This window comes from Candidatus Kapaibacterium sp., assembly GCA_025059875.1.
Taxonomy (GTDB): domain Bacteria; phylum Bacteroidota; class Ignavibacteria; order Kapaibacteriales; family HRBIN21; genus HRBIN21.
This window is the reverse complement of sequence record JANXCT010000008.1, coordinates 15235-33149: the sequence shown is the minus strand read 5'-3', so window position 1 is coordinate 33149 and position 17915 is coordinate 15235. Positions and strand designations below refer to the sequence as shown.

Here is a 17915-nt window from a genome sequence, read left to right as displayed (position 1 = left end):
AGCTCAAATGTCGGCTCGGCGGGTACGCTGGTCGTGGTACATGTACGACTGGGCCAATTCTGCTTTTCCCACGACTGTTCTGACGGTGCTGCTGGGACCTTACTTGACCCACGTTGCCCTTCGAGCAGCGGATGCTTCTGGCAGGCTTTCTGTACTGGGGCTTGAAATTGCAGCCGATGCCTATTACCCCTTCCTGGTGTCGGTATCAGTGGTGCTCCAACTATTGATCTTGCCTCTCGCGGGTGCGATAGCAGACGCTTGGGGCCGGAGGAAGCTGCTGCTTCTTCTCTTCGCTTACGTCGGTGCTGCTGCTACGGTGGGGTTGTATTGGGTGGAGGGAGATCGGTACATCCTCGGTGGGGTTCTGTTTGTAGTGGCCAATCTCTGCTTCGGAGCCTCCATCGTCATGTACAACGCCTTTCTGCCTGACATTGCTGCTCCGCACGAGCGTGATGCCGTCTCCTCGCGAGGCTGGGCGGTGGGGTATGCCGGCGGGGGAACATTGTTGGGGTTGAATCTGCTGTTCCTGAGCGCTGCCGAGCACCTTGGTATAGCAACAGAGCATGCGGTACGTCTCTGCCTGGCTTCTGCGGGAGTATGGTGGGGCATCTTCACACTCATCCCTGCCATAGGGCTACCTAACGTTCGGCAGCAGTGGGAAGGCAGCAGAGGATACCAACATGTCTCTAGCAGTGGCATCGGGTTTTGGGAGACACTACGACATCTCCAGGGACCGGCTGTGCTCTTCTTAGCGGCATACTTCTTCTACAACGACGGCGTGCAGACCGTGATTGCTCTCTCGGGACAGTTCGCCAGTCGCGAGTTGGGGCTGCCGATCCAGACGATTACGGGAACGCTACTGGCTGTTCAGTTCGTTGCTTTGGTTGGCTCTCTCGCTTTCGGGATGCTCGCACAACGGTTCGGTGCCAAGCGGGTCCTTCTGTGGAGCTTGGGAGTTTGGATTGGCGTTCTGAGCTACGTTGCTCTAGGACTCCGGAGCGCAGAGGAGTTTGTCGTCATGGCGATGCTGGTTGGGCTGGTCTTAGGGGGTACGCAGGCTCTGAGCCGCTCGTTGTTTTCGCTGTACATTCCCGAGCGGCGGGAGGCGCAGTACTTCAGCCTCTACGAGCTCAGTGACCGTGGGAGTAGCTGGATGGGGCCGCTGCTCTTTGGAATGGTGTTGCAGTGGAGCGGAAGCTATCGGCTCTCCGTGGCGGTTATTGCGGCACTCTTTGGGATTGGAGGCATTCTTTTAGCAATGCTCCGCTACCCGCTACGCAGTAGCAAGTGACCGAGCTATCGTTTGTCGGAAGGCCTGCGATAGCTCAGAGGTGTGAGTGACAATCATCAGCACGTTGTTCGCCAAACACTATTTTTGTGGCGCCAGTTGACTCTGAGCCGTTACAGAAGAGAGGAAGCGATGGCACCCCGAGATTCATACCACGGAGTGCTATTTGCCCTGGCTGTCTTGCTACTAGTGGGAATTGGCGTCATCACGATTGGGGACCAGTGGTGGTGGCTGCCACCTCTGGCATCAGTCCATGGTGCGGTCATGGACCAACTCTTCATTGTCACGCTGGTGGTGACGGGGATAGTCTTCGTGCTGGTGCATCTGTTGTTAGCCTACTTCGTCTGGCGCTATCGGGCGCGTTCACCGGAGCAGCGGGCATATTTCTACCTGGAGAACCGTCCGCTGGAGGTTGTCTATACCGTTATTCCTGCGGTGACGATGACTGGACTGGTGGCGGCGGGAACGTGGGCGTGGTTCTGGATCCAAGGGCCACCACCTGAGGATGCGCTTCCAGTGCGGGTAATTGGAGAGCAGTTCGCCTGGCGCTTCCAGTACCCGGGGCTGGATGGACAGCTGGGACGGTTCCATCCTCGGTACGTCAGTGATACGAACCCGTTCGGGATCGATCCTAACGATCCAGCGGCGAAGGACGACATCATTGCAACGGAGCTGCATCTCCCTGTCAACAGGCCAGTCGTCACTTACTTGAACTCCAAGGATGTACTCCATAGCTTCTTTGTCCCTGTGCTGCGAGTCAAGCAGGATGCTGTGCCAGGGATGACGACACGGTTCTGGTTCATCCCTACGAAGACCGGCACCTACGACATCCCGTGTGCAGAGCTTTGCGGGCAGGGGCATTACATTATGCGGGGGCAGATGGTGGTAGAGTCGGATACTGCCTTTGAAACCTGGTTAGCTCAACAGCCGACGTTGGCGAAGACCCTTGGTCTGTCTCAATAGGATGCTTGGCTCCCCATGGCAACGACTCATGCGATAGAAACGGTTGCTACCCACCATGAGCCGAAGAGCTTCTGGCGGCGATACATCTTTAGCACAGACCACAAAGTCATCGCCATCCAGTACATCATCACCGCCGGCATCATGGGGATCATCGGGCTGGTGATGTCCTGGCTGATGCGGATCCCGCTGGCGTGGCCGGGTGAGTCTGTGCCGATTGCCGCAAAGCTCTTTCCGGGATTGTTTGAGGGCGGAGTCTTGCGTCCCGATGCGTATTTGGCGATGATGACGATGCACGGGACGCTGATGATCTTCTTCTTCCTGACGGCTATCTTCCTCGGTGGGTTTGGGAACCTGCTGATCCCCCTCCAATGTGGCGCTCGGGACATGGCATTCCCGTTTGTCAACATGCTGAGTTACTGGGTCTTTCTGCTGTCGTGCCTCGTCATGTTGGCGTCGCTCTTCGTCACCGGCGGGGCAGCAGGATCAGGGTGGACGGCCTATCCGCCTCTGAGCGCTGTAGAACAGGCAGCGGCTGGCTCTGGACTTGGGCAGACACTGTGGCTGATCTCCATGGCTGTCTTCATTGTGTCCTCAGTTATGGGCGGGTTAAACTACATCACGACGGTGCTCAATCTTCGGACGCAGGGCCTCTCGATGATGCGCCTGCCACTGACAGTTTGGGCCCTCTTCGTAGCAGCAATCATAGGATTGCTGGCCTTTCCGGCACTCTTTGCAGGCGTCGTACTGTTGTTGCTGGATCGGCATCTTGGGACCAGCTTCTACTTGGACCACGTGGTGGTAGCAGGACACCATCTTGCTCGTGAGGGAGGCAATCCCCTGCTGTGGCAGCATTTGTTCTGGTTCTTGGGACATCCGGAGGTGTACATCCTCATCCTGCCGGCTATGGGGATTGCCTCCGAAATCATCTCCAACAACTCCCGGAAGCCGATCTTTGGATATCGGGTGATGGTCTACTCCATCATCGCGATCGGCTTCCTCAGTTTTATCGTCTGGGGGCATCACATGTTCGTCAGCGGGATGAACATCTGGCTCAGTGCCGCCTTTACGCTGACGACGCTGATCATTGCCGTGCCCTCGGCGGTAAAGACCTTCAACTGGTTAGGAACGCTCTGGCGTGGTAAGCTCCGGTTCACGACGCCTATGCTGTTCGCTATCGGCTTTGTGTCAACCTTCGTGACCGGGGGGCTGACAGGAATCTTCTTGGGGAATCCGACGATCGACATTCAGCTCCACGATACCTACTTTGTGGTGGCGCACTTCCATATCGTCATGGCGACCAGCTCTGTGTTTGGGGTCTTTGCAGGGATATACCACTGGTTCCCGAAGATGTTTGGGCGGATGATGCACGAAGGGTTGGGGAAGCTGCACTTCTGGCTCACCTTTGTGGGAATGTACGCCATCTTCTTCCCCATGCACTACCTTGGTTTCTTTGGAGTCCCGCGACGGTACTACAGTTTCAACGCGCTCCAGTACCTCCCAGTAGATGCCCAGGCGATTCAGGTCTTCATTAGCATAGCGGCGTTCATTACTGGAGCGGCGCAGTTCATCTTCCTCTTCAACGTCGTCTACAGCCTGCTGCGGGGTAAGCGGGCAGAGGCTAATCCCTGGCAAGCCACGACGCTGGAGTGGCAAGCTCCGTCTCCTCCACCTCATGGGAATTGGGGGGAGCAGCTTCCAGTTGTCTACCGTTGGGCGTACGACTATAGTGTCCCAGGGGCTTCCCAAGATTTCGTCCCGCAGACAGTACCGTTAGACCAGGAACCGACAGGAGAGCGGTACCATAGGTACGTTCCAGCGGCAGTCAATATACCGTCGGCAGCCGTGAATGGTGGAACCAACGGTACCAACGGTGGGGGTTCGCCTGGTAAGGTGGATGGTTCCACAAACGGTGGTGCTCTGTGATGCCGTTTGTGAAGGCGAGCATACAGAGAACCTGGGATATTGCAGGACAGGGTAAAGCCCCAGGGGGAGACGGTAGTCCATGGGGTGGTGGCCCTTTGATGCCGACGGGGCAGCTCTTCGTATGGCTGCTCATCGTCGGGGTAACGATGCTCTTTGCTGCCCTGAGCAGTGCTGCGATAGTCCGCATTGGCATTGACGGGCGTATGCTCCGATTGCCAAGCATCGTGTGGTTGAACACTGTTGTGCTTTTGATTAGCAGCGCTGCACTGGGAGCCGTACAGTGGCACGTCAGAGCCCACCGGACAGTGGATACCTTAGCCCTGCGCCTGCTGTGGATTGGTGTGGGACTAGGTCTCCTGTTTCTCGTCGGACAAGCTGTCGCATGGATGGAGCTGGTGCGTGCCGGGATTGGATTGCCTAGTTTTCCAGCAGCTAGCTTCTTCTACGTACTATCGGCGGCCCATGGGCTTCATGTGGTTGGCGGTATTGTTGCCCTCTTGCTGCTCTTTGCCGTCCGGAAGCGTACACTCCTCTTCCGGCATCGCCTTGGACCAGTGGCTACCTACTGGCACTTCATGGCGCTGGTCTGGATTGGCTTGCTAGCAGTGTTGCAAGCACGGTAGGATGAGTGTAAAGGGAGCGATGGCGGCTGAAGTTATGGCACAACAGGTTGAGCGCCCCTCCGTATGGGCAGGTGGAGTTTCGCCCTTCGGGGTGAGCTGGCAGAAACTGATGATGTGGATCTTTATCCTGTCGGACGCTTTCATCTTCGGTAGCTTCCTTGTCAGTTACGCTACGAGTCGAGCCAGCATTGGTAGCTGGGTCAATGCGGGAAAGGTCTTCGCCCTTCACGTCGGAGGGTCGGAAGTTCCGCTGCTGTTAATTGCTGTCATGACCTTCATTCTGGTCAGCAGTAGCGGAACGATGGCGCTAGCCGTGGCGAATGCTTACGAGCGGCGGAAGAAGGAGACGATCCGCTACCTACTCCTGACGATGGCTTTAGGGCTAACCTTCGTGGGCTGCCAGGCGTACGAGTGGACGCATCTGATCGTTGACTACGGCGTCCGACCTTGGTGGAATCCCTTCGGACCGCCACAGTTTGGGGCGTACTTCTTCACCTTGACAGGCTTCCATGGGCTGCATGTGCTCAGCGGGGTGATCTACTTGGGGATCATCGCCCGTCAAGTTGCTAAAGGGGTATACGACCGGCGTGGATCGTACGCGAACGTGGAGATAGCTGGGCTGTACTGGCACTTCGTAGACCTCATCTGGGTGTTCATCTTCACGATGTTCTACCTGTTCTAAGGGGTGACGATGGTAGAGCAGATGCAAGTCCACCATGGAGAGCAGCCCGGGGCGGTCCACGCTCCGATTCGGACCTACTTGACGGTGTGGGGTTGGCTCTTTGTGCTCAGCGCGATTGCCTACTTCGTTGATGTCGTACACCTTGTCGGTTGGCTGAAGGTTATCCTGCTCTCCCTCTTGGCGCTCATGAAAGCAGGACTCATCATGGCGTTCTTCATGCATCTGCGCTTTGAGCGCCTGAGTCTCGTTTATGCTATCGTTGCTCCGATCATTTTCCTTGTGGTGATGCTGGTGGGACTATTGCCCGACGGTATCTCGGTATTCTTGCGGCGGTAAGATGTGGAGGTTTACGCTTGCAGTGTCATCCTTCTTTGCAGGGAGCGCTCTGGCAGTAGCACAGTGCTCGCTATGCCGTTCGGCTGTTGAGAGTGGGGACCCTGCATTTGCTGAGGCGCTGCGCTCGGGGATTCTACTGTTGCTGGTTATGCCTTACTTGTTGGGTCTCTGTGTTGGCGCTGTGGTTTGGCGGTGGAGGCGGCGTCAGCGCACATCCGTGATCCGTAGGCCATCACAGCGTTCGCGAGTGCTGGAGGCGGTATAGGAGCTGTCTTCGGCTGCACGCTCCGCTAGGGGAAGCGTAATTTTGCGGCACACTTGTGGAGTCCGGTTAGCGTGCATAGAACCAACCGGCAATGCGTCTGACGTACCAACCGAGCCGAGTTAAACGGTTGCGGAAACACGGTTTCCGAGCACGGATGAAGACTCGGAATGGGCGTAAGGTCCTTGCACGCCGTCGGGCAAAAGGGCGGCACAAGCTTACGGTGAGCGACGAGCGCAAGAAGTGGTAAGCCTACACCCGCTAAAGCGCCGTAAGGACATTGAAGGACTGTGGGAGAAGGGGCAGCGGTACGCCCATCCGATGCTCACCCTGGTGGTGCTTCCCACATCCGAAGGATCGAATGCCATCGGATACGTTGTTAGTGTCCCCCGCCGGCGGGTTCGAAAGGCTGTGCTGCGGAATCGGCTCCGTCGCCTCTTGCGGGAGGGGGTACGAAGGCTCTGTCAGGAGGCCTCGGAAAAGGGACTAAAGCTGCCTGTGCGAGAGATTGGCGTAGTATGGCGTGGTAGCCTTACGGAAGAGGAGCTTCGGCGGCTTCGGCTATCGCATCTCATGCTGGCTCTGCGTGAGCTCTTCCAGCAAGTGCAAGCGTCAAATCTGCATCCGTAATGCGGTTACTGCTCGTCGGACTCCTACGCTGGTACCATCGCTTCCTATCCTCGTGGCTGCCGTCAGCGTGTCGTTTCTACCCGAGCTGTTCTGAGTATGCGGCGGAAGCGCTACAGCGCTACGGCCTCCTGCGAGGGGGCTGGCTGGCGCTCCGCCGTCTCCTGCGATGCCATCCGTGGCATCCTGGCGGGATAGACCCAGTACCGTGAGGGTGATCCGATGGACAAGAGAACCCTCCTTGGCATTTTTTTGATAGCCCTCCTAACCACCATCTGGATGGTCTACACCTCCATCTACTTTGCGCCGAGGGTACCTCCTGCGGATACCACCACACAAGTGCGGCGGGGAGAGATTCGGGGAGTGCCGACAAGGGCTGCCATAGGAGCAGCAGATACGACCCATATGCCGCCGGAGCGTTGGATAGAGGTGGAAACGGACCTCCTCCGGCTGCGACTGAGTAGCTATGGGGCAACGGTTGCTCAGTGGGAATTGCGGACATATAGGGATTGGCGCAAGGAGCCAGTTCGGCTCATTCCCTGGGAGAACCGTGTACTGGCGGTGAGTTACTACGACCAACAGGGGCAGCGAGTAGATACCCGACGCTTCCCGTTTACCTTCCTTTTGCCAACCGATAGCCTCTACCGGATCTCAGGCCAGGATTCGCTCGTCGTCCGGGCCCGATACATGGTGGATTCGCTCCGCTTCTTAGAGCGGTGGTACGTGATCTACGGCAACCGGTACCATATCCAGGCCGGGATTCGGCTAGTCAACATGCAGGATGTCATTGCGCAGCGGCGCTATGACCTCCTCTGGCCTGGGGGACTGAAGTACCAGGAATACAACAGCGTGGATGAGTCCCACAGCGCAAAGGCAATGATCTCCCTGGCAGGGAGCATCGAGGAGTTGGATGCCCACGACTTTGCTCAGCCAGTGGAGACTCAGGCTACCGGGCAGGTAGACTGGGCAGGATTGAAGACGAAGTACTTCGCGGTGGCTCTCCTTCCCGTTCCGCGTCCCAAGGAGTTGACAGTGTTTGCTCGAGGACAGCGCTTCCATGCGCCGAATGACGGCGTTGTAGAGCGGTATGAGCTTTCCATTCGCCTGCCGTATCGGGAGGGAGATGAGAGTATGGTCTTCCAGGTCTACGGCGGACCTTTGGCTTACGACATCGTCAAGGGATACGGGTTGGAGGCGATGGTGGATTTCGGGCTGCGCTGGCTGGTGCGCCCGATCGGGGAGTTCTTCATGCTACCAGTCTTCAAGGCACTTCACTGGCTCATCCCCAACTACGGGGTTGCCATCATTCTGTTTGCCGTCCTCATGAAGATTCTGATGCACCCGCTGATTCTGCCGCAGCTCCGTTCGGCCCAGCGGATGCAGCTGTTGGCGCCAGAACTGCAGAAGATTCGCGAGAAGTACAAGGATGATCTGCAGGCCCAGCAGCGGGAGCTCTTCCGGCTCTACCAAGAGTACGGTGTCAATCCAATGAGCGGCTGTCTGCCAATGCTGCTACAGCTCCCGATACTCTACGCACTCTGGGCGGTGCTGAACTACTCGATCGAGCTGCGGCAGACGCCGTTTGTGCTCTGGATCACCGACCTCTCTGTGCCAGACCGGCTCGTACAACTGCCCTTCCGAATACCGCTGTTCGGTTTCGACTACATTTCGGGTGTGGCCCTCCTGATGGGAGCAGCGCTCTTGATCCAGCAGCGCCTCAGCATCACAGACCCACGTCAGCGGTGGATGGTGTACTTCTTCCCCATCCTTCTGACGCTGCTCTTCTCGGCCTTCCCAGCGGGGCTAAACCTGTACTACTTCACCTTCAACCTGCTCAGCATTGGCCACCAGCTCTACTTGACGCGCTTCAGCAGGAAGAAGCTGACCCTGGAAGACCTTAAGCGGCAGCCGAAGCGGGAAGGATGGCTGATGCGGCGCCTCCGCGAAGCCCAAGCGTTAGCGGAAGAACAAGCAGAACGCCTGCCCCCTAGCCTAGCTCGCTGGCTCAAGGTAGAGCCGCCAAAGCCTCCGAAGCGGCAGAAGAAACGGCGCTAAGCTGAAGCGAGCTCAAGGGCATTGGCGACGTCTTCTAAAAGGTCCTCTGTGTCTTCGAGCCCACACGAGAGACGCACAAGTCCTTCTGTGATCCCGAGAGCATGGCGGCGTTCCGTGGGGATGCTGGCGTGGGTCATCGTTGCAGGATGAGAAGCCAAAGACTCCACGCCTCCCAGCGACTCCGCGAGCGTGAAAATACGGAGGGCTTGGAGGAACCGAATTGCCCGCTCGGCAGAGCCGAGGTCAATCGAGAGCATGCCAGTGAAGTTGCGCATCTGGCGGCGTGCGAGCTCGTATTGAGGATAGTCTGGAAGTCCAGGGTAGTACACTGCACGTACGGCAGGATGGCGGGCACAGAGTTCTGCCAAGGCTTGAGCAGAGCGTGCATGCTGTTCCATCCGCACTGCTAAGGTCTTTACCGAGCGGAGGCAGAGCCAGCACTCAAAAGGACTAGGAACCGCACCTGCGGCATTCTGCAGGAAGCGGAGAGATGCCGCAATCTCTGGATTCCGGGTCACTATGACCCCGCCGATGATATCTGAGTGCCCCCCGAGGTACTTCGTGGTGGAGTGGACGACTACATCTGCACCGAGTGTGAGTGGCTGCTGAGCATATGGTGTTGCGAAGGTGTTGTCAACGACCAGCCACGCATCGTGGCGATGGGCTACTTCAGCAAGAGCCTCGATATCAGCCAGTCGGAGTAGTGGATTGGATGGGGTTTCGACGTAGAGCATCCGCGTTGTTGGGCGAAAGGCGGCTTCGACGACTTCTGGCGTGCGCGTATCCACGTACGTGACCGAGATGTGGAAGTGAGACCAGATGCGCTCGAAGAGCCGGAAAGTCCCGCCGTAGAGGTCGTCGGAGGCCACGATGTGGTCTCCCGGACGCAAGAGCCGGATGACGGCGTCGATAGCGGCCATGCCGCTTGCGAAGGCAATGGCTTCACTGCCTTCCTCCAGGGCCGCAATGTTGCGTTCCCAGGCCTGCCGCGTAGGGTTGTTCGTCCGGGAGTACTCAAATCCTCGATGTTGGCCAGGAGCTTCCTGCGCGTACGTAGAGCTCAGGTGAAGGGGAGGAATGACTGCGCCTGTTGTCGGGTCTGGCTCTTGTCCGACATGGATGGCACGTGTGGAGAAGCCTCGGTATTTTATGGGGCCCATTCAGCTATCAAGCTAATGCTGTGCATCAAGCGCAAGGGACTGCTGTAATCGTACGACAGGGCGTAGTCCAGCTGGAGGTGGAAGGGTAGGCCGTGTTAGTGGTGGCATCTGGATGCCGATGCCTCCCCCAAGCTGGGAGAGAGCGAACCACCGGACGCGCCCAGCATCGTCTCCTACGATGGTTAGGCCGGTCCGGAGTGAGAAGCCAGAGAGAGGGGCTACTTCGACTGCTACCAATAGAGAGGGGCGCGCTATCCCTTGGGTGTAGCGGGCCTCAGTGGAAATGAGCAGGTACTGTGGTGATGGAATCCATACGACGGTCTCCTCCCCAGTGATGGGGTGACGCTCTCGACGCGTAGACGGGGCCAGTTGGAGTTCTGTGGCAACGCCGACAGCGATACTGAGCGGGAGGGACTCTCGATGGCCTTGCCATGCTATGAACCCGCCAAGGTTCGACAGAGCTGCTCCTATCGAGACCGCATTGGAGACCTGGAACAGGGCACCAAGGTCAGCAGCAAAGCCGTTGCCAGCAATCCCCCCGCCGAGCAGCCCGCTCCAGAGGTACTTTCCCAGCACCCCAACACTGAAGAAATCCCAACGGAAGGCTCCGCCAAGGGCAAGGGCATAGTCCTGTGGAACGTAGCTCCCAAGTGGCTCACCGCGAGAGGTTCGGGCGGTGAAGCTACCGCCAGAAAAGCTACGGAGTCCTGCGCTCACGCCGACGATTTGGCTAATGGACTGAGCATAGGCCAGACTGGAGTAGACTCGCCCGATTCCCAGTAACGATACCGAAATAGCGGCTTGGGGACGTTCCGAGAGCCATGCGGAGGCGGCTGGGTTGGCAAAGCAGCCACTGGGTTCGTTGGCGATTGCCGTATATACTCCGGCCAGCCCGAGGGCCCGGGCTCCAGCAGGACGCTGGAGTGAGCTTAGCGCCACCCCCTCTGTTAGAGGTTGGGCCCAGCCCGCGGATGCGATGAGCAGGCCAAAGAGTGGCTTAACGGGAGAGTATGAACTTATGGGCCACACGGAATCCATCGCCTTGGGCGACGCAGATGTATATGCCATTCGGTAGGCCTGCAGTTGGGATAGGGTACTCCCGAATGCCTGCTGAAGCTCTCCCAAGGTAGACCGTTGCTACTCGCTTGCCGAGCAGGTTGTAGATGCCAATGTCCAGGCGCCGCTGGTCAGAAGCAAGCTCTACGACGACGATGAACCCTCCCTCAGCTTCGCGAATGGATTGAATACGATTCTCACGCGGCAAGGAATCGGCGATGGCGCGTCGCTCTACGTATTGCGGCGCTGCTGCCGGGGGTGCAGGCGTGCCCTCCACTCGCTGGGGAGAAGTCCAACGGGCGTGGAGGAGGGTTGTGGCTATGAGCAGAAGCAATACAGTCGCTGCATGCTTCATTCCACCCTTCCATCTGGAGCTCGTGAGACGGCCGTAGAGACGAACGACGGTGAATCCTGGGTGCGCTGTGCTGCGGGAGCCGGGGAGGCAGCGGTGAGTCGTAGATGGAGCTCCAAGCCCTCCTGCGGAATCTGCAGGCGACGGGCGAGACGGGCACGACCTACTGTGCTCTCTGGAATGGATTCAGGCTGGAGCTGCTGCAGGACGTCCCGGAGATACTGGGAGCGATAGCGGAGGCGCTGCCGCCATAGTTCCACCAGTGGCGATGGTAATCTATGAGAGGTTCGGTGCTCATCGACTGGTGGTGGTTCTGAGGGGTCGGTCATAGCGATGCCCGTATCGAGGGATTGTTCCTCGTGGGGCATGTCAAGTCGGTGCGTACTGGCGGCAGCAGTATCCACTTGGAACTGCCGTTGGGATTCCGCAGCAGCGTAGTGCTGGAGAGCTACGCGGATGTAGTCCGAAAAGGGGGTGCAGAGGACTGTGTCTCGTTCTTCGGGGAGTCAGCGGCTCTTCGACGGGCGGCTTGGGAGAGGTGGCGGAGGATGAGGAGGAGAATTGCGGCTCCGAAGAGGCCGAAGAGTGCGGGTGCTGCCGTCAGCAGCCATTCTGGGGCTCTCTGCTGCAGTGGGGATGACGGGGAAACGGCGCTGGAGTCCACCGCAGCAGCAACAGTTGCCGCTGGAGGCGAGGGAGCCAACGGGAGAGTGTCTGCAAGTGGCCAAGAGAGGGCTGCGTCGATTAAGACTGCTAAGCTGTCGGGGCTCAGTGGCGGCGGGGGAGGCAGTTTTCGCTGAGTCAATGCTTGAAAGCGGGTTTGTGCCCATGCCCACAGCCGGGCATCCCCGGTGAATTCCGCAGTGTAAGCAATGACAGCGTAGTAGTCTGGCAGCGAGCTCCGTCCAAATGCCTGTCGCAACCAGTGGAGCGCAGTGCTAGCATGTCCTCGGCTAAGCGCCCGGATTGCAAGTAGCGCAGCAGCATTCGAAGAACCACGGAGCGCTGCCTCTGTTAGCAGGCTGTCGGCAACGGTGTCGGCTCTGAGCTCCAAGGCTAAGAGGGCGCTGTGGTAGAGGTCCTCGCTTGGGGGGAGCGTGTCCCAACGGATCGGTGTAACGAGGAGGCAGTAACTCAGAGGCAGCCAGACGGCGCTGTATCCCTGAGGAGCTGCCAGCGACAGGAAGATGCGGAGATCAGTGCTATCCTGTTTGAGGTATGCTTCCCGTACTGTCCCTTCCACCCACGAACGCGAGCGGACTGTAGGGGCTAGCGTGCAGTGAGGGAAGGATAGAAGGATACGGCGCTTATCAGCCGACAGATCCGAATACCATCCCTCTGGGGCTTCGGAGAAGAAGAGTAGGACGCGTCCCAGGCTATCGCGCTCAACTCGCTCAAGCACCCTCCCTGAGGTCTCAAGAACGAGCAAACAAGCAATGCCTAGGATGTAGAGGGTATGCATTCCGCATCCCTGGGATATTGGACGTGTGCTGCAAGCGGGAAGCAAACAGAGACTACTGTCCCTAGCCCGCTCTGGGAAGTAATACGGATGCTTCCCCCATGTTGCCGAACAACCTCGCGTACAATGTAGAGTCCGAGCCCTGAGCTGTGGGACTTAGTTGTGTGGGGGGATCGAAGACGTGGGCCAACGCCTCTGAGGGAATGCCGACCCCGGTGTTAGAGCACTCGATGACTAGCGTTGTACCCTCCAACCGGAGTGAGACCAGCAAGGTTCCTCCTTGCGGCATGGCATTACGTGCGTTGAGGAAGAGGTTCAGGAATGCCTGTTCCAACCGTTCTGGATTGCCAAGGATGGTCGTTGTTTCAGCAGCAACTTCCAGGTGGATTCGGATGCGGTCACGCTGGAATTGCGGGTATAGGAACTGGAGGGTCCGCTGCAGGATTGGGACTACGTCCACAGGGGCTAGAGGAGCAGGAGCCGATCTTTGAAGCAGACTTCGGAGTTCGCCGATGAGGGTTTGCAAGCGAAGGAGCTCCTTTCGGATACAGCGTGCATGTTCAGCAGCCTCTTCTGTGGAGCCCTCTATGAGCTCAGCATGCGAGAGGAGAGCTTGTAGCGGGTTGCTGATTTCATGGAGCACGATGCTGGTGATTCGGTCTGATGTTGCCAGGGCTTCAGTCCCACGACACTCTTGCCGGAGGCGCCGCAGTTCGGCTTGTAACAATGCAACAGTCTGCGCGCTTTCGGCATTGTCCACTAGGACCTGAACGAGAAGGCCAAAAGAGGAGGGGTCTGCAGGAAGGGAGTCCACGGATAGGGTGGCGGGGACTCCGAGAGCGACGAGAGCTCCGAGTCGGTCTCGTTCGAGGGGGATCAAGAAGAGAAAAGAGCTTCCTGCACCGAACAGTTCCGGCAAGAGCGCTGAGGTCCCATGCTTGACAGCCCAGTCAACGATGCCCTCTTCTACGAGCGCACGAGCATGCTCAGTGTGCTCAGGTGGGTACACTTCCAGGGCACCATCTGGGCGGAGGCGGAGTGCATATACGTCTGAAGCCCCTGTCCAAGTCTGGATGAGCTGGCAGGAGTGGTGGAAAATTTCTGGAACGGAGGTAGAATGGAGAAGCTCGCCAATGGCTTCCGGGGATACACCCGTACGGATGACGGCATCCTGAGTGATACGTTGTCGGAGGTGTTCGATCTCCCGCTGGAGCAAATCGCAGTGGAGTTCCAGCAAGTGAATGTACTGCTCATGCTGGTTGTGTAGCATCCTGCTCAGCCACGAGCCATCACTGTTGATAGAGACTGGTATACTCGCTCCACCTCCTCCTTCAACGGAGGGGTGGGGGCTCCAGAAGCCTCTATCAGGCCACGTGCCAAAAGGTAGTCGCGGAGGGATGGAGGGATGTAGAGAGGGCAGGAAATCGACTCCGTAGCGTACCACTGGCGTAGCCCAGCACTATGAGCAAGGGATTCTCCGAGGGCTGTCAGAGCAGTCAATGGCTGGGCGATGCCGTTCAGTGGGGAGGAGGGGAGGAGCGGAGCAGGAGGGAGCTCTGTTGCTGGAGGCTCTTCTGTATGGTGATAAGCAATTGCGGCTGTCAGTGGGGTCGGCAACTGCCATCGCTCTGCTAGCCATGAGCCCAGCTCGGCGTGAGTCGTTCCTAATACGGCGTACTCTGCTTCGATGTATGGGATAGCTGTGGATTGCTGGTGACGCTTGATTGCAAGGAACTCTGCTGGAAAGTAGGTGGCGATGAGCAGCACTCCGATATCGTGGAGTAGCCCTGCTGTAAAGGCTTCTCCGGCGAGGCGGTATCCCAAGTAGCGAGCAAGGCAGCGGGCGGCAGCAGCGCAGTAGAGACAGTATCGCCAGAATGGCTCCGGTTCTAGCGGAGAGGAAGGGCCCGTATGGAGGAGCTCATACAGTGTTGCAGCCACTAGGAGCTCGCGGACGGCATCGTTCCCAAGTAGCGAGATGGCAAGCCGGACAGTTGTAATCCTGCGTGGAAAGCCGTAGAGTGGCGAGTTGGCCATCCGCAAGAGACGCGCCGTAAGGGCCTGGTCGCGTTCGATGACATAGGCAACTGTAGCAGCGTTGACATCTGCTTGGGTTAGGAGCTGCAGAGCCTCCGTGACGATGGGTGGAACACTAGGGAGGTGCTCAACACGAGCCAGGTGGTGAAACGGAGTTTTAAGCATGTTGGTGTACTTGCAGGTAGTGCCGTAGCTCCTCGATGACCTTCGCATGGATTTGGCACACACGGCTCTCCGTCAATTGGAGCAGCTCCCCGATCTCTCGGAAGGTGAGCCCTTCGTAACAGCACTATGACGAGTCGCTTACGCTCTGGGAGGCGCTCTAGGTAGGCGGTAATAGCATTGACCAACTGTTGCCGGCAGAGTTGTTCAGCAGGAGGGACGGCAGTTGAGTCGGGGAGTTCCTCCGCAGGATCGGCGGGTTCGTCTTCATCCTCGGTGGGGATAGAGCACTGGGAGTCGTGCAGCGAGAGTGAAGCATAGGCGGCCTCAACGGCATGGAGGTACGAGCGGTAGGCCTCCGGAGAAAGGCCCAAGCGCTGCCGGACATCCTCAGTAGAGACCTCACCCCCTCTCTCCTGCTGGAGTAGGTCAGCAGCCTGCTGATAGGCTTGGAGTTTGCGCCGTGCAGTCCGGCTGAGCCAGTCCAACTTGCGGAGCTCGTCTAGGATTGCACCGCGGATCCTGGTTAGGGCGTACGTCTCGAACTTGGTTCCACGCTTGGGGTCAAATCGCTCGATGGCTTCGTTGAGGCCGAGGATGCCGGTGTGTTCCAGGTCTTCTTCGCTCAAGAGGCTCTGCTCCGGCAGCCGCAGGGAGTGGACAGCATACCGGACAAGCCAGCGGTAGTGGAGAATGAGTCGCTGGCGATCGGCATCAGACCGCCCTTCCCAGTAACGCTGCCACACCTGCTGGAGCTCCTGGGGGGACAACTGTTGACGGCGAGTTCCCATCAACACCTCTTTACACTTCCGTGCTGTCCTCCAGAGGGTTCTCCTTTCGTGAGGAATTGCCACTGCGCCGCAGCAGGAGGATAGCGAGCGTCGTTAGCCCAACGGCAACAACAAAGACCACGAATGCCCGCAGAACGAGGGCAACAGCTGACAGCTCCGATTGCAAAAAAATAACGAGTGCTACACAACCGGTGAACAAGCCGACATTGGGCACGAAGCGAACAGTGGCACTCGGACTATGCAGGCGGTGTCGAGGCGTCATGGCTCAGGACCGCTGCAGACTCAGTAGCAAGATGATGAGCAAGATGGTAGACTAAGCTGCGATGCGCTTGGGCTGCGGGCGTACAGGGGAAGCTAACAATGAAGGGTGTCTGCAGAAGGAGGGCTTCCCGATGGCGAGCGTCGTAGGGGACAGAGCCGAAGAGGGGGAGTGAAAGGCCGAGGAAGTGCTGCGTGGCGGTGGAGAGCTTCTGGGCAATTAAGTCGGCGTCTTCTTCTTCCACTACGTTCGTGATGACAAAGCCCGCTGATCGTAGGAGTCGGTCGCTTTGCTGTGCTGTGAAGGCCTTTAGTAGTCCATAGGCGTCCAGGATAGAGCCGATATCATCCCCCATGAAGAGGCAACATATGTTAGCCGTGCGACAGATGGCAGCAACGCTCTCTGACCAGCCAGCAGCCGTGTCTACGAGGACGATGTGGGGTTGGAGCCGTTCGCAGAGCATGCGGAGGAGATTCAGGAAGGCGATGCTGAAACGGATTTCTGTTTCGGTATGGCTCGCAGGGCGCTCTGGGACGAGCCACATTCCGGATTGGAGAGGGATGGGTACGTCTTCAATTCGAATATGGCCTAAGTAGCTGTCTGCTGCAGTGGCAAGGGGAGAGAGCCCGAGAAAGGAATGGAGGTTGGGGCGCCGCAAATCGGCATCCCACAGAAGGCAGCGGAAGCCGCTCTCACGTGCTGCAAATGCCATGTTCAGCAGTGTCGTACTCTTCCCAACGCCTGTACGCCCGCTACAGGCAGCAACAATGAGAGGGAAGGAAGGCATCCCGTCGTTCATGTGCTCTCTGTGGTCCCAATCCGACATGCTAATGCCCCACGCGTTGCTGGTGCAATATCATCGGGGATGCTTGCCCCGGCACAGAGGCAGACGATCGGTAACGGGTACTCCTCCAGCGCCTGTATTAGAGCACCTATACCCGGGGTCTGGTCTAGCTTCGTGACGATGATGCCGGAGACTCTCACCATCTGCCATAGGGAGAAGCAACGGCGTAGTACTGGCAGTGAGTCCGTTGCACTGACGACAGCGTAGAGCGCAGCCGGGCGCAAGACTGCGTAGAACCGGCTCCACAACTCCTGGAGTTCAGGGGCGGAGCCGTTCGTTGGAAGTTCCACACCAACGACGCCAGCAACTGTTGGGAGGCGGGAGAGCGCCTGTTGGAGTTCGGAAGGTGTATATGCCTCTTGCAGTGGGATATCCGCGACAGAAGCGAAGAGCTGCAATTGTTCCAGCGCGCCTAGCTTATAGGCGTCAGTTGCAATGAGCCAGACAGGAAGTCTGAAGGAGAGCTTGTAGACGAGCAACAACTTCAGCAGGGTCGTTGTAGTGCCAGCCCCCGGCATCCCAACGACGCAGAGTCGCAGCGAAGCTCCTTTGGGTTGAGGCAGGTCCTGACACTGTAGGTGGGCGGTGAGCAGTTCCCGCGCCTGCTCTAACGCCTCTTTCCACGAGGGGAAAGGCCTTGTCGGAGAGAGCCGGTGTGCCAGGAACTCTTCGGTGAACCCTTCCGAGACGAGCTGTTGGTAGAGCTGGCGCCACCGAGGATCGGCAGCGGTAGAGTAACGTAGGAAAGTAGCTAATTCAGCAACTTGCTGCCGTAGTTGATTGACCTCTTGCCGAAGCTGTACGAAGAGCAAAGCATCCTGGTAGGAGGAATGGTGCGGTACTGGAGTAGCCGCAGAACGGGCCTCCTGCTCAGAAGTGGCGATGATCTCCACTACTTCTCTGCCATCGGTATGAGTCGTGCGGCTGCTGAGGATGAGAGCATCCTCGCCGAGCTCTCGGCGCATTGCCTGGAGTGCTTCTTGTGGAGTGGTGCCAATGTAGGTTCGGATGCGCATCCGCACAGCGCACAGAGGCA

Annotated in this window: 21 protein-coding genes; 10 read left to right on the top strand and 11 right to left on the bottom strand. The window is 58.2% G+C overall.

From position 1 onward, the window contains the following. Window positions 1–7 precede the first annotated feature (7 nt). From NZ960_07720 to yidC, 10 genes are all read left to right on the top strand, one after another. On the top strand, window positions 8–1291 hold the full coding sequence (locus NZ960_07720) for an MFS transporter (protein ID MCS7177477.1): 1284 nt from the start codon (window positions 8–10) through the stop codon (window positions 1289–1291). Window positions 1292–1420: 129 nt separating this feature from the next. Then, entirely contained in the window at window positions 1421–2251 is an 831-nt protein-coding gene (gene coxB / locus NZ960_07715; GenBank protein MCS7177476.1) for a cytochrome c oxidase subunit II, read from the top strand. Between the two features lie 15 nt (window positions 2252–2266). Continuing rightward, the gene (locus tag NZ960_07710; protein ID MCS7177475.1) at window positions 2267–4174 is read left to right on the top strand and encodes a cbb3-type cytochrome c oxidase subunit I; all 1908 of its coding nucleotides are present in this window, start codon (window positions 2267–2269) and stop codon (window positions 4172–4174) included. 98 nt (window positions 4175–4272) lie between these two features. After that, window positions 4273–4797 carry a cytochrome c oxidase subunit 3 gene (locus NZ960_07705; GenBank protein MCS7177474.1) on the top strand — a complete coding sequence of 175 codons (525 nt, stop codon included), beginning with the start codon at window positions 4273–4275 and terminating at the stop codon, window positions 4795–4797. Window positions 4798–4831: 34 nt separating this feature from the next. Beyond that, window positions 4832–5479, top strand: coding sequence for a cytochrome c oxidase subunit 3 (locus NZ960_07700; GenBank protein ID MCS7177473.1), 648 nt, complete (start codon window positions 4832–4834; stop codon window positions 5477–5479). Between the two features lie 9 nt (window positions 5480–5488). Continuing rightward, the gene (locus NZ960_07695; protein MCS7177472.1) at window positions 5489–5815 is read left to right on the top strand and encodes a cytochrome C oxidase subunit IV family protein; all 327 of its coding nucleotides are present in this window, start codon (window positions 5489–5491) and stop codon (window positions 5813–5815) included. A 356-nt stretch (window positions 5816–6171) separates the two neighbouring features. Beyond that, window positions 6172–6327, top strand: coding sequence for a 50S ribosomal protein L34 (rpmH, locus tag NZ960_07690; GenBank protein ID MCS7177471.1), 156 nt, complete (start codon window positions 6172–6174; stop codon window positions 6325–6327). After that, a complete protein-coding gene (locus NZ960_07685) occupies window positions 6321–6707 on the top strand; it encodes a ribonuclease P protein component (GenBank protein ID MCS7177470.1) in 387 nt (128 codons plus the stop codon). Before rpmH ends, NZ960_07685 begins: the two co-directional genes overlap by 7 nt. Next, window positions 6707–6916, top strand: a complete 210-nt coding sequence (gene yidD, locus NZ960_07680) for a membrane protein insertion efficiency factor YidD (GenBank protein MCS7177469.1) — start codon at window positions 6707–6709, stop codon at window positions 6914–6916. Before NZ960_07685 ends, yidD begins: the two co-directional genes overlap by 1 nt. Window positions 6917–6926: 10 nt before the next feature. Further along, a complete protein-coding gene (gene yidC / locus NZ960_07675; protein MCS7177468.1) occupies window positions 6927–8759 on the top strand; it encodes a membrane protein insertase YidC in 1833 nt (610 codons plus the stop codon). Here yidC and NZ960_07670 read toward each other — a convergent pair. From NZ960_07670 to NZ960_07620, 11 genes are all read right to left on the bottom strand, one after another. Next, window positions 8756–9919, bottom strand: coding sequence for a cystathionine gamma-synthase (locus NZ960_07670; GenBank protein MCS7177467.1), 1164 nt, complete (start codon window positions 9917–9919; stop codon window positions 8756–8758). The genes yidC and NZ960_07670 overlap by 4 nt on opposite strands. A gap of 12 nt (window positions 9920–9931) precedes the next feature. Continuing rightward, the gene (locus tag NZ960_07665; protein MCS7177466.1) at window positions 9932–10957 is read right to left on the bottom strand and encodes a PorV/PorQ family protein; all 1026 of its coding nucleotides are present in this window, start codon (window positions 10955–10957) and stop codon (window positions 9932–9934) included. Further along, window positions 10917–11330, bottom strand: a complete 414-nt coding sequence (locus NZ960_07660; protein MCS7177465.1) for a T9SS type A sorting domain-containing protein — start codon at window positions 11328–11330, stop codon at window positions 10917–10919. Before NZ960_07660 ends, NZ960_07665 begins: the two co-directional genes overlap by 41 nt. After that, a complete protein-coding gene (locus NZ960_07655; GenBank protein MCS7177464.1) occupies window positions 11327–11695 on the bottom strand; it encodes a hypothetical protein in 369 nt (122 codons plus the stop codon). The genes NZ960_07660 and NZ960_07655 overlap by 4 nt, the downstream gene beginning before the upstream one ends. An 80-nt stretch (window positions 11696–11775) precedes the next feature. Further along, window positions 11776–12729 carry a hypothetical protein gene (locus tag NZ960_07650; GenBank protein ID MCS7177463.1) on the bottom strand — a complete coding sequence of 318 codons (954 nt, stop codon included), beginning with the start codon at window positions 12727–12729 and terminating at the stop codon, window positions 11776–11778. 121 nt (window positions 12730–12850) lie between these two features. Then, window positions 12851–14056, bottom strand: coding sequence for an ATP-binding protein (locus NZ960_07645; GenBank protein ID MCS7177462.1), 1206 nt, complete (start codon window positions 14054–14056; stop codon window positions 12851–12853). A gap of 5 nt (window positions 14057–14061) precedes the next feature. After that, window positions 14062–14988 (bottom strand): HDOD domain-containing protein, encoded by a 927-nt coding sequence (locus tag NZ960_07640; protein MCS7177461.1) that lies wholly within the window; start codon window positions 14986–14988, stop codon window positions 14062–14064. Further along, on the bottom strand, window positions 14901–15776 hold the full coding sequence (locus tag NZ960_07635; protein MCS7177460.1) for a sigma-70 family RNA polymerase sigma factor: 876 nt from the start codon (window positions 15774–15776) through the stop codon (window positions 14901–14903). The genes NZ960_07640 and NZ960_07635 overlap by 88 nt, the downstream gene beginning before the upstream one ends. Window positions 15777–15786: 10 nt before the next feature. Then, window positions 15787–16038: a hypothetical protein gene (locus NZ960_07630; protein MCS7177459.1), complete on the bottom strand. Its 252-nt coding sequence runs from the start codon at window positions 16036–16038 to the stop codon at window positions 15787–15789. After that, the gene (locus NZ960_07625) at window positions 16013–16834 is read right to left on the bottom strand and encodes a P-loop NTPase (GenBank protein ID MCS7177458.1); all 822 of its coding nucleotides are present in this window, start codon (window positions 16832–16834) and stop codon (window positions 16013–16015) included. Before NZ960_07625 ends, NZ960_07630 begins: the two co-directional genes overlap by 26 nt. Continuing rightward, window positions 16831–17895: a hypothetical protein gene (locus NZ960_07620; GenBank protein MCS7177457.1), complete on the bottom strand. Its 1065-nt coding sequence runs from the start codon at window positions 17893–17895 to the stop codon at window positions 16831–16833. The genes NZ960_07625 and NZ960_07620 overlap by 4 nt, the downstream gene beginning before the upstream one ends. Window positions 17896–17915: the final 20 nt, after the last annotated feature.